The 10,915-nt window shown below is 70.6% G+C and carries 9 protein-coding genes and 1 pseudogene; 2 read left to right on the top strand and 8 right to left on the bottom strand.

Annotated features, from left to right (window positions below; all coding sequences use genetic code 11):
* Positions 1 to 41: 41 nt before the first annotated feature.
* From QRX60_RS36155 to QRX60_RS36130, 6 genes and pseudogenes are all read right to left on the bottom strand, one after another.
* The gene (locus QRX60_RS36155) at positions 42 to 1,043 is read right to left on the bottom strand and encodes an ABC transporter substrate-binding protein (protein WP_408630162.1); all 1,002 of its coding nucleotides are present in this window, start codon (positions 1,041 to 1,043) and stop codon (positions 42 to 44) included.
* A 56-nt stretch (positions 1,044 to 1,099) separates the two neighbouring features.
* The gene (locus QRX60_RS36150) at positions 1,100 to 2,143 is read right to left on the bottom strand and encodes a LacI family DNA-binding transcriptional regulator (RefSeq protein ID WP_285995930.1); all 1,044 of its coding nucleotides are present in this window, start codon (positions 2,141 to 2,143) and stop codon (positions 1,100 to 1,102) included.
* A gap of 296 nt (positions 2,144 to 2,439) precedes the next feature.
* Positions 2,440 to 3,369: an endonuclease/exonuclease/phosphatase family protein gene (locus QRX60_RS36145; RefSeq protein ID WP_408630288.1), complete on the bottom strand. Its 930-nt coding sequence runs from the start codon at positions 3,367 to 3,369 to the stop codon at positions 2,440 to 2,442.
* A 26-nt stretch (positions 3,370 to 3,395) separates the two neighbouring features.
* Positions 3,396 to 4,319, bottom strand: a complete 924-nt coding sequence (locus tag QRX60_RS36140; protein ID WP_285995928.1) for a D-alanyl-D-alanine carboxypeptidase family protein — start codon at positions 4,317 to 4,319, stop codon at positions 3,396 to 3,398.
* A 224-nt stretch (positions 4,320 to 4,543) separates the two neighbouring features.
* A pseudogene (locus QRX60_RS36135) lies at positions 4,544 to 5,383 on the bottom strand (glycoside hydrolase family 16 protein); the annotation flags it as partial.
* Between the two features lie 175 nt (positions 5,384 to 5,558).
* A complete protein-coding gene (locus tag QRX60_RS36130; protein ID WP_285995926.1) occupies positions 5,559 to 5,804 on the bottom strand; it encodes a hypothetical protein in 246 nt (81 codons plus the stop codon).
* Positions 5,805 to 6,036: 232 nt separating this feature from the next.
* On the opposite strand from QRX60_RS36130, the gene QRX60_RS36125 reads away from it, so the two are divergent.
* Entirely contained in the window at positions 6,037 to 8,076 is a 2,040-nt protein-coding gene (locus tag QRX60_RS36125) for a phosphocholine-specific phospholipase C (RefSeq protein WP_285995925.1), read from the top strand.
* Positions 8,077 to 8,196: 120 nt separating this feature from the next.
* Positions 8,197 to 9,645 carry a cellulose binding domain-containing protein gene (locus QRX60_RS36120; RefSeq protein WP_285995924.1) on the top strand — a complete coding sequence of 483 codons (1,449 nt, stop codon included), beginning with the start codon at positions 8,197 to 8,199 and terminating at the stop codon, positions 9,643 to 9,645.
* Positions 9,646 to 9,651: 6 nt separating this feature from the next.
* Here the strand turns inward: QRX60_RS36120 and QRX60_RS36115 are convergent, their stop codons facing one another.
* Together QRX60_RS36115 and QRX60_RS36110 are read right to left on the bottom strand one after the other, a co-directional pair.
* Positions 9,652 to 9,789: a hypothetical protein gene (locus QRX60_RS36115; RefSeq protein WP_285995923.1), complete on the bottom strand. Its 138-nt coding sequence runs from the start codon at positions 9,787 to 9,789 to the stop codon at positions 9,652 to 9,654.
* A 295-nt stretch (positions 9,790 to 10,084) separates the two neighbouring features.
* Positions 10,085 to 10,879 carry an SDR family NAD(P)-dependent oxidoreductase gene (locus QRX60_RS36110; RefSeq protein ID WP_285995922.1) on the bottom strand — a complete coding sequence of 265 codons (795 nt, stop codon included), beginning with the start codon at positions 10,877 to 10,879 and terminating at the stop codon, positions 10,085 to 10,087.
* Positions 10,880 to 10,915: the final 36 nt, after the last annotated feature.

Genomic DNA, 10,915 nt, shown 5'->3' with positions numbered 1-10,915 from the left:
GCGGTTCTAACCGCCCTGAACACTCACGACCGGCGGGACGGTCAGTACTGGCGCTGCGGCAAAGCGGCCTTCGCCGACGCCTGGTCGAACTCGGTCTCCTGGGTTTCGATGCGCGCCGGCACCTGCTCACCGGCGGCGACCTTCTTCACCAGGTCCATCAGCTGCGGGCCGAGCAGCGGGTTGCACTCGACGACGTGGTTGATCTTGCCGTCGGCCAGTGCCTGCAGCGCGTCCTTCACGCCGTCGACCGAGACGATCTTGATGTCCTTGCCCGGGACCTTGCCCGCGGCTTCGATCGCCTCGATGGCGCCGAGCGCCATGTCGTCGTTGTGCGCGTAGAGGACGTCGATCTTGGGCTGGGACTTGAGGAAGGCCTCCATGACCTCCTTGCCCTTGGCGCGGGTGAACTCACCGGTCTGCGAGGCGACGATCTTGTACTTCGGGTCCGCCGCGATGACGTCCGCGAAGCCCTTCTTGCGGTCGTTCGCCGGCGCCGAACCGGTGGTGCCCTGCAGTTCGACGATGTTGACCTGGCCGGTGGCGCTGCCGAACTCCTTGGTCAGCCACTCCCCCGCCTTCTTGCCCTCGGCGATGAAGTCCGAGCCGAGGAAGGTCTTGTAGAGCGACTTGTCCGGCGAGTCGATCGCGCGGTCGGTGAGGATCACCGGGATGTTGGCCGTCTTGGCCTCCTTGAGCACGGTGTCCCAGCCGGACTCCACCACCGGCGAGAAGGCGATGACCTTGACCTTCTGCTGGATGTAGGAGCGGATCGCGGAGATCTGGTTCTCCTGCTTCTGCTGCGCGTCGGAGAACTTGAGCTCGATCCCGGCGGTCTTCGCCGAGTCCTGGATCGACTTGGTGTTGGCCGTCCGCCACCCGCTCTCGGCGCCCACCTGGGCGAACCCGAGCGTGATCGCCCCGCCGGAGCCGCCGGAGGAACCACCACTCCCGCAGGCGGTGAGCAGCACGAGTCCGGCCGCCGCGGCCGCCGCGGCGGCCCATCGCTTCTTCAGCACGTTCACTCCTCGATCGACGGTGATCATTGTTGTTAGCGTTAACATTCGGAGCTGGTCTTCCCGGGCCTGGCGCGCGTGGGGCGCTAACGCGGCCCGGTGCTCTCGCGCACGATCAGTTCGGGCACGACCAGGGCGCGAGCGTGCCGGTCGCCCCCGTCCATCCGCTGGGTGAGCAGGCCGAACGTGCGCCGGCCGACTTCGATGAAGTCCTGGCGCACCGTGGTCAGCGGCGGCGTGAAGTACGCCGCCTCGGGTACGTCGTCGAAGCCCGCGACGCGCACGTCCCGCGGCACCGAGACGCCGGCCTCGGCGAACGCGCGGAGCAGGCCGAGCGCCATCTGGTCGTTGCCGGCGAAGACGGCGTCGAGGTCGCGTTCCCGGGCGAGGGATCGCCCCGCCTCGTAGCCGGAGCGCGAGCTCCAGTCGCCGCGGATCACCCGCGGCACGGTCACGCCGTGCCGTTCCAGGGTCTCCCGCCAGCCGAGCTCGCGGTCGCGGGCCTCCAGCCAGTCCTCCGGCCCGGCGACGTGCCAGACCGTGCGGTGTCCCAGGGCCAGGAGGTGCTCGGTGGCGCGGCGCGCGCCGTCGCGCTGGTCGACGGAGATCACCGGGACCGGCGCGGCCTCGCCGCCCCCGACGGCCACGACCGGGAAGTCCGCCGGCGCGGCTTCCAGGGCGCGGCCCGCGGTGACGTGCGGGGCGATGACGATGATGCCCTCGACGGCCTGGCGGCGGAGGTTCTCCACCGCGTCGGCGATCGACGACCGGCCCGGACGGCTGACGCTGGAGATCGTGATCGCGTACCCGGCTTCGCGGGCGGCGTTCTCGATCCCGTAGAGCGTGCTGGCCGGGCCGTAGAGGTTGGACTCGAGCGCGACGACACCGAGCGTGCCGGTGCGTCCGGTGACGAGCGCGCGGGCCGCGGAGTTCGGGCGGTAGCCCAGCTCTTCGATGGCGGCGAGCACCCGGGCGCGGGTTTCGGGGCGCACCGGACCGGTCCCGTTGATGACCCGAGAGACGGTCATGTGCGACACGCCCGCCACGCCGGCGACGTCGGTCAGGCTGGGCTGCCGCGTGCCGGCGGCGGTCACCCTGGCGGGGCCGCCGGAGCGAGGTCGTTCGGCCACCGGCGTCCCCTTTCGTCCGCTTCGACGTGGTCCCCGTCACCCATTCCGGTGACGGCGAGGAGTCAGTGTTAGCGATAACACCGATGGGGTCAAGACCGGGGTGCGTAACGGTCTCGTCACGTGCGCCGGCGGGCCCGGGGCGCGTGGCTTCGTGGCCCGACCTGCGGCAAAGGTTGTTGGTTGTTCACCGGATGCCGGCACCATGGTGTTCAAGGGGCATGTTCGGTGCCGTAGTGAATGACTCATTCCTGTCGCCTGACGACAGGAATGAGTCATTCACTACACCCAGCCGGGCGTCAGAGCGCGAGCGAAGCCGCCACCGGGAGGTGGTCGCTGCCCGTCGCGGGCAACGTCCACGACGCCACCGGCCGCACCCCCGCCACGAAGACCTGGTCGATCCGGGCCATCGGCAGCCCGGCCGGCCAGCTGAACCCGAACCCGTCCCCCGCCTCGTCCTGCGCCGAGCGCATCCGCGCGGCGATGGGCGCCAGAGCCCGGTCGTCGGCCGTGCCGTTGAAGTCGCCGACCAGGACCGTGCGCGCCGACGGTTCCCCCGCCAGCGCGTCGGCCAGCAGGCCGATCGCTTCGTCGCGGCCGTTCGCCGTGAAGCCCGAGTCGAGCCGGACCCGCACCGACGGCAGGTGGGCCACGAAGACCGCCACCGGGCCCTTCGGAGTGTCCACTGTGGTCCGCAGGGCGCGGGTCCACGGCATGATCGCCACCGGGCGGGTGTCGCGCAACGGGAACGTGCTCCAGACCCCGACCGTCCCCTGCACCGAATGGTGCGGATAGCCGGCGGCGAGCGCGTCCTCGTACTTCGGGACCTCGGACTTCTTCAGCTCCTCCAAGGCGATCACCTGCGCACCGGAGGCAGCGAGCGCGCGTGCGGTGCCGGCCGGGTCCGGGTTCTCGTCGTTGACGTTGTGCGACACGATCCTCAGGTCGCCCCCGGCTTCCGTCCGGTCGACCAGCTTGCCGCCGAAGAACCCGCCCCAGACCAGCGCCGGCAGCAGCAGCGAAACGAGCGCGAGCGCCGACCGCCGGACCAGTGCCGCCACGAGCAGCGGCAGCACGAGCAGGCCGGTCCACGGCAGGAACGTCTCCAGCAGGCTGCCGGCGTTGCCCACCCAGTTGGGCACCAGCGAGTGCGCGAGCAGCAGGAGCGCGGTCAGCGCGGAAAACACCGCGATGACCCGGCCGCGGCGCCAGGTGCCGCGGTCCGGCACGGCCGTCTCCGGTTCGAGGGTCGCGATCACCGGGTCGCCGCCGGCAGTTCCCGCTGGATCGCCGAAATGAGCGCTTCGCTCGTGTCCAGCGCGGCCCGCAGGCCGGCCGCCGGGCTGCCACCCGGGTTCTGGTGCAGGACGACCCCGAGGATCAGCGCCCCGCCGGGGGCCCGCGCCGCCCACATCAGGGCACCGCCGGCCGCGGTCGACGAGCCGGTCTTCAGCCCGATCACGCCGTGGCGGCCGAGGAGGGTGTTGGTGTTGACGACGTCGCCGGGCACGCCGTCGACGCGCAGGCTCGCGGTCGCGACGATCGCGCGGATCACGTCGTTCTTCATCGCTTCGCGCGCCAGCCGCAGCTGGTCGGTGGCGGTGCTCGTCGTCGAGTCCTCGACGCCGCTGGCCCCGGTGTAGGTGGTGCTGGTCATGCCGAGCGCCGCGGCCTCGCGGTTCATCTTCGCGACGAACGCGTCCTGGCTGCCCGCGTCCCAGCGGGCGAGCAGCCGGGCGACGTTGTTGCCGGACGGGACGAGCATGAGGGCCAGCAGGTCCCGTTCGCCGATCTCGCGGCCGGCCCGCACCGGGGCGGTCGACTCCTCCGACGACGTCGACTCGGCCTCGGCCTGTTCGTCGACGGTGATCCGCGGGCCCGCCTCGCCCGCGGCGAGCGGGTGGTCCTTCAGCACCACGTAGGCGGTCATCACCTTGGTGACGCTCGCGATCGGCACCGGCCGCTGCTCCCCGCGGCTGCCGAGCGAGCCCAGGCCCTGGACCTCGGCGCTCGCCTGCCCTTCGGCCGGCCACGGCAGCGGCAGGTCGACCGCGGGCCGCGCGGCGCTCGCGCGGCCGTCGACCGTGGGCGGGAAGAGGACCCAGCAAGCCGCGGCGAGAGCCACCGCCACGGCGGCGGCGAGCCCGCCGGCGACGGGTGGGATGCGGGTACGGGCCATGGGTTTCCTCCGGGTGCCGGGGTGCGCCGGGTGAGCGCACAACGGTCACTTTGTCCGGGGAAGATCGCCGGCCCGTCGGGGTTGTTCGACAGGTCTGAACCAGAAATGTCCCGATTCTGTACCAGAAGCGTGCGGCGGGGCTGCCGACGCCCGGGAAATGGCGCGGGACCGGCCCCCCTCCGCCGCGCACGGGGAGAGGCCGGTCCCGCTGGTCGGTCCGCTCAGCTCACGTGGACGTAGTCGACCACGAGCTGCTGCGGGAACTGGGTGCTGCCGTCGGGGTCGCCGGGCCAGTAGCCGCCGACCGCGAGGTTGAGGATCACGAAGAAGTCGTGGTTGAACACCCACTGGTTGCCGCCGACGTCGGCGGGCGTGCGGGTCTGGTAGGCGTTGCCGTCGACCGACCACACGATCTTGTCCTGCGACCAGTCGATCGCGTAGGTGTGGAAGTCGTCGGAGAAGTTCGGCCCGTTGTAGGCCGCGCCGATGCCGCCGGAGCCGGAGTAGCCAGGGCCGTGGATGGTGCCGTGCACGGTGTTCGGCTCGAACCCGACGTTCTCCATGATGTCGATCTCGCCGCACTGCGGCCAGCCGACGTTGCCGATGTCGGAGCCCAGCATCCAGAACGCGGGCCACATGCCCTGCCCGCGCGGCAGCTTCATCCGGGCTTCGATGTGCCCGGACGACGCGGTGAACTTGCCGGAGGTGTTGAGCCGCGCGGAGGTGTACTCGCAGGCGCCGTACCAGCAGTTGTTCCCGCTGTTTTCCTTCTTCGCGGTGATCACGAGGTGGCCCTGGCCGTCGAGTGCCGCGTTGGCGGTGCCGTCGGTGTACCACTGCCGCTCGTGGTTGTTCACGTTGTCGCCGGTCTCGTGGACCCACTTCGAGCCGTCGACACCGCTGCCCGCCGGGCCGTCGAAGTCGTCGCTGAAGCTCGCGAGCGGTGCCGCGGGTGCGGCCTGGACCTGCGGTGCGGCCACCACGGCCCCGGCCACGAGCAGAGCCGCGGGCGCCACCAGCAGGCGGGCGGTCCGCTGCCATCGGGCGGAGTTCCTGGTCGACATCGTCGTCGCCCCTTCCGTTCCGCGGGCGACGGCTGGCGGCTCACCGGCACCCTATTTGTTGTGGATGGCAACAAAGTAGGCCGGGCCTGCCGGAAAACAAGGCTATCCGGTCGGATTCTTTCCGACGAGTACCCGATGGTCCGGACCACCGGGTACTTTCGGGCAATCCGCGGGGTCAGCGCAGGATGCAGTCGAGGCCGAGCCCCACGCCGGTGACGACGTACTGGCAGATGTGCGAAGAATGCGCGGCGTCGGTCTCGGTGCACGCCAGCGGCACCCCGAGGAGGTCGACCGAGCAGTAGGCGTAGAACTGGTTCGGGTTGCCCGGGACCGGGTCGGCCGACGCCGGAGCCGCCGCGGCGACCACCGCGGAAACCGTGAGCGCAGCAGCCGCCACCCAGGAGGCGATTCGGGTCTTCATCGTGCTCTCCTTCCGCCGTCTCCCCTGTGCGCCAGGGGTTTGTGCTGGAGGAGATTCCCCGTCCGGCCCGGGTTCACCTCCGGGTCACCGGAAAGTGTCACGCAGCCGGACCGCGAACCGAACAGCGCATGAACATCCAGTGCGCGATTACGCCCGAAAGTCGGTGTTTACGCACAGCTTCGATCATCTACGCTGACGCTGCCCTGCCGAGGTCCCCCTGGAGGCTCCCGTGATGGCCGACCCGCACGAGCTCACCCGACGCAGCTTCCTCGGCGGGGTCGCCGCCGCCGGGGCCCTCGGTGCACTGGCGCCCGGCATGGCCGAAGCCCTCGCCGAACCCCGCGTCTCCGGCAGCCTGTCCGATGTCGAGCACGTCGTGATCCTCATGCAGGAGAACCGCTCGTTCGACCACTACTACGGCACGATGAAGGGCGTCCGCGGCTACGGCGACCGCTCGGCGATCGTGCAGCCGAACGGCCAGGACGTCTTCCACCAGCCCGATCCCGGCCGCAGCGACGGCAAGTACCTGCTGCCGTTCCGCGTGGACACCACCAAAGTGGACGGTCAGGACCTCGGCGACCTCGGCCACGGCTGGGCCGACCAGCACCAGGCGATCGCCGGCGGCGCGAACAACGCGTGGGTGGCCGCCAAGGGCGAGCTGACCATGGGCTACTTCGACCAGGGCGACATCCCGTTCCACCGCGCACTGGCGGACGCCTTCACCTTGTGCGACCACTACTTCTGCTCGGTGCAGGGCCCGACCACCCCCAACCGGCTCTACCTGTTCACCGGCACCGTCGACCCCGACGGCAAGGCGGGTGGCCCGGCGAACTACAACCCGGCCGACTACCAGCCGGTCTTCAGCTGGACGACCTATCCGGAACGCCTTCAGCAGCACGGCGTTTCGTGGAAGGTCTATGCCAGCAAGGAAGTCGGTGACGCGAGCGGCTCCTTCGTCGGCGACTACGGCGACAACCCGCTGTGGCTCTTCCACGCCTACCACCAGGACTACTCCAGCGACCTTTCGCGGCGCGCCAGCGTCTTCAAGACCTGGGGCCCGGATTCGGGGAAGGGCAAGGACGTCGACCATGTCCTCGCCGAGTTCACCGCCGACTGCGCGAGCGGTTCACTCCCCCGCGTCTCGTGGATCGTCGCACCCTACGGCTACTGCGAACACCCCGAAGCCCGCCCGGTCGACGGCGCCGCGTACACCCAGACCGTGCTGAACGCCCTGTGGGCCGACCCGAAGCTGTGGGAGTCCACTGTGGTCCTGATCGACTACGACGAGAACGACGGCTTCTTCGACCACGTCGCGCCCCCGATCGCACCGCCGGGAACGGCCGGCGAATACATCGGCGGCAAGCCGGTCGGGCTCGGCGCACGCGTGCCGATGACGGTGATCTCGCCGTGGAGCCGCGGTGGCTGGATCAGCTCCGAGGTCACCGACCACACGTCGGTCATCCGGTTCCTCGAGCGCTGGACCGGCGTGGCCGAGCCGAACATCAGCGCGTGGCGCCGCGCGCTCTGCGGCGACCTGATGACGTGTTTCGACTTCGGCACCCCGAACGTGCAGATCCCGTTGCTGCCCGACACCGCCGCGCTGCGCAAGCAGGCCGACGACACCCAGAAGAAGCTGCCGAAACCCACGCCGCCCGCGACCGGCAAGCAGCAGGTCCCGGTGCAGGAAGCCGGCACCCGCCCGGCCCGCGCGCTCCCGTACCGGCCGCTGGTGACGACGTCGCTGAGCGCGGACCGCCGGCTCCTCACCACGACGTTCGCCAACCCGGGCACCGCGGCCGTGCAGCTGATGGCCTACCGCAACGACGGCCAGGCCGACGGGCCGTGGCCCTACGACGTCGCGCCCGGTGCGCAGGTGAGCGATACGTGGCGGATCCAGCTCTACGGCGGCGGCAAGTACGGCGTCGCGGTGCACGGGCCCAACCGGTTCCGCTGGGTCTTCGCCGGGGACGCGAACAGCGCGGGCGCGGGCGTCGACGTCACTGCCGGCTACACGAGCGAGAACAAGCTGCGCCTGACTATGCGCAACAGCGGCACGACGGCCGCCAGGATCACGGTGACCGCGAACCACTACCGCACCGACGGCCCGTGGACGTACTCGCTGGCCGCGGGCCAGACCGTGACCGACGACTGGAACCCCGTCGCCTACGGGTCCGGCTGGTACGACCTGTCCGCCACGCTCGACGCCGACCCGAAGTTCCTCCGGCGGTTCAGCGGGCACGTCGAAACGGGCACGCCGAGCGTCACCGGCTGATTCGTTCACATCCGTGACGATCGTTCAGCTCATTGACGCACGTCACATCCGTGACCTATAAAGGGAAAGTCCGGGTGTACGCCGCAACACCTCCGCTGTCCCCTTCTCCGGAGGCTCTTGGTGTCCCCACGAAATCGTCGTGCCGTTCTGCTCGGCGCCGCCGCGATCTCGGCCGCGCTCGCGCTGACCGGCGCGGTCTCCGCGCAGGCCGCGGCGGCGAACCTGTCCGCCACCTTCGCGCAGACCTCGGTCTGGACCGGGGGCTACGGCGCCGGGTACACGATCGCCAACCGCGGCGACGCGCCCGCCACCGGCTGGACCGTCGAGTTCGACCTGCCCGCCGGCACGTCGGTGAGCAGCTCGTGGAGCTCGGTGAAGACGCAGACCGGGCAGCACTACAAGTTCGTCAACGCCGGCTTCAACGGCACGGTCAAGCCGGGTGCCACGGTGAGCTTCGGCTTCACCGTCGCAGGCTCCGGACTGCCCTCGGGCTGCACGGTGAACGGGCTCCCGTGCGTGGGCGGCGGCCCGGTCACGACGACACCGCCCATCACCACGACACCGCCGACGACCACCACGACTCCCCCGCCCGCCGGGGACACCGTGACCGTCTCGACCGCCGCCCAGCTGCAGGTGGCCCTGGCGAACGCGGCACCGGGCCAGGCGATCAAGCTCGCGGCCGGCACCTACCGCGGCTCGTTCCTCACGACGAAGGCCGGCGCCGCGGCGAAGCCCATCACGCTGTCGGGCCCGGCGAACGCGGTCCTGGTCAACGACGGCCCGTCGGGTGCCGCGCCGGACTGCCCGGTGCCGACCGCGGGCTGGGACTCGGGCTACGGCCTGTGGCTCTCCGGCGCGCCGTACTGGAACCTCGTCGGCTTCACCGTGCAGGAGTCCAAGAAGGGCATCGTCGTCGACAACTCCCCGCACACGACGATCGACGGCGTGAACGTCAACCACATCGACGAGGAGGCGGTCCACTTCCGCCGCTCGTCGGCCGACAGCGTGCTCAAGAACTCGACGATCACCTACACCGGGCTGGTGCAGCCCGGCTACGGCGAAGGCGTCTACCTCGGCTCGGCCAACTCGAACTGGGCCTGCCACGGCAACTCCGGCGGCGTCGACCGCGGCGACCGGATCCAGGTGCTGGACAACCACATCGGCCCGTTCATCGCGGCCGAGCCGATCGACGTCAAGGAAGGCACCTTCGACGGCCTGATCCGCGGCAACACCTTCGACGGCCGCGGCATCTCCGGCGAGAACTCCGCGGACTCCTGGATCGACGTCAAGGGCATCGGCTACACGATCGAGAACAACACCGGCACGTTCTCCGCACCGGGCACGTTCGCCAACGGCTACGAGAACCACAACACGGGCACGTCCCCCGCCTTCGACAACGGCTGCGGCAACGTGTGGCGCGGCAACAAGTCCGACCTGGGCGGCGTCGGCGCCTACGCGATCAAGATCAGCTCGGTGTCGAAGTGCGCGGCGAACCCGAACGTAGTGTACGCGTCCAACACGGTCACGAACGCGACGTCGGGACTGACGAACATCCCGGTCACGCCGTAGCCACCGTCACAGGTGCATGGCCAGCCAGAGTGCCACCCACGCCGCGGCGGCGAGCACTGCGCCCGCCGCCGCGGCGAGGAGTACCCGGCGCAGGGCCGGGGCGGGTTTCGCCGGTGTCTCGATGTGGTCCATGAAGTCGATCATGAACCACCCCGGCCGATCGGGACAGTCCGCGCGCTCGTCCGGGCGACCCCTGCGCGGGGTACCCCGAACGGTGGCGACGCACGTCACGCCCGGCCGCGGAACACCGGCCCGGCCGAAGCGTTGTACCCACTGTCGGTACGGCGGTGCCCCCGGGCCTCACCCCTTGCCTTCACGGAATACCGGTAACGCAGGAGCCGTGTCGTGCCTTCCGCCGCGAGGCGGCCCCCGTACCGGCACCAAAACTCCCGTTCCCGCCAGAGGTTCCCCCGTGCTTCCGGGCGGGAGCGGGACCCGGCTAGGGCACGATCGAGTCGACGTACCCGCCGTCGACGCGCACGGCCGCGCCCGTCGTCGCCGAGGCGAACGGGGAACTCAGGTACACCACCAGGTTCGCGATCTCCTCGGGCTCGATCAGGCGCTGCAGCAGCGACTGCGGCCGGTGCTTCTTCATGAACTCGCGCTGGGCCTCGTCCCACGGCAGGTCCTTGTCCACCAGCTCGTAGACGAAGTCCTCGACCCCGCCGGTGTGCGTCGGGCCCGCGATCACGGCGTTGACTGTGACGCCCGTCCCCGCCGCGTGCTTGGCGAAGCCGCGGGAAACCCCGAGCAGCGCCGTCTTCGACACTCCGTAGTGGATCATCTCGGCCGGGATCACGATCGCCGAATCGCTGGCGATGTACTGGATCCGGCCCCAGCCGCGCCCGGTCATCCCGGGCAGGTACGCGCGGGTGAGCCGCACTGCCGCCAGGACGTTGACCTCGAAGTAGCGCCGCCAGTCGTCGTCGGTGATGTCGAGGGGCTCCTGGGCACCGAAGATGCCGAGGTTGTTGACCAGGATGTCCGCGTCCGGCACTTCCTCGACGACCTGCGCCGCGCCGGCCTCGTCCGAGACGTCGCCCGGGGCCGGCACCAGGTCGGCGTCCGGCAACTCCTCCTTCAGGCGCGCGATGGCCTTCGCGACGCCGGTTTCGCTCCGGCCGTTGATCGCGACCCGCGCGCCCGCGGCCGCGAGCCCCGCCGCGATCGCCGAGCCGATGCCCTGGGTGGACCCGGTGACCAGGGCCGTCTTCCCGCTCAGGTCGACCCGCATCGTGAAAACCCTTTCTCGCGTCGGCCGCTCCTGCGG

The sequence above is a fragment of the Amycolatopsis mongoliensis genome, from assembly GCF_030285665.1.
GTDB lineage: Bacteria > Actinomycetota > Actinomycetes > Mycobacteriales > Pseudonocardiaceae > Amycolatopsis > Amycolatopsis mongoliensis.
The sequence above is the reverse complement of the archived record's forward strand: the minus strand, read 5'-3'. Positions and strand labels throughout refer to the sequence as shown.

Coding starts and splice junctions, on each gene's coding strand:
- QRX60_RS36130 (WP_285995926.1), bottom strand. CDS start 5,804: ATGAAGACCCGAATCGCCTCCTGGGTGGCGGCTGCTGCGCTCACGGTT.
- QRX60_RS36115 (WP_285995923.1), bottom strand. CDS start 9,789: ATGATCGACTTCATGGACCACATCGAGACACCGGCGAAACCCGCCCCG.
- QRX60_RS36155 (WP_408630162.1), bottom strand. CDS start 1,043: ATGATCACCGTCGATCGAGGAGTGAACGTGCTGAAGAAGCGATGGGCC.
- QRX60_RS36125 (WP_285995925.1), top strand. CDS start 6,037: ATGGCCGACCCGCACGAGCTCACCCGACGCAGCTTCCTCGGCGGGGTC.
- QRX60_RS36110 (WP_285995922.1), bottom strand. CDS start 10,879: ATGCGGGTCGACCTGAGCGGGAAGACGGCCCTGGTCACCGGGTCCACC.
- QRX60_RS36140 (WP_285995928.1), bottom strand. CDS start 4,319: ATGGCCCGTACCCGCATCCCACCCGTCGCCGGCGGGCTCGCCGCCGCC.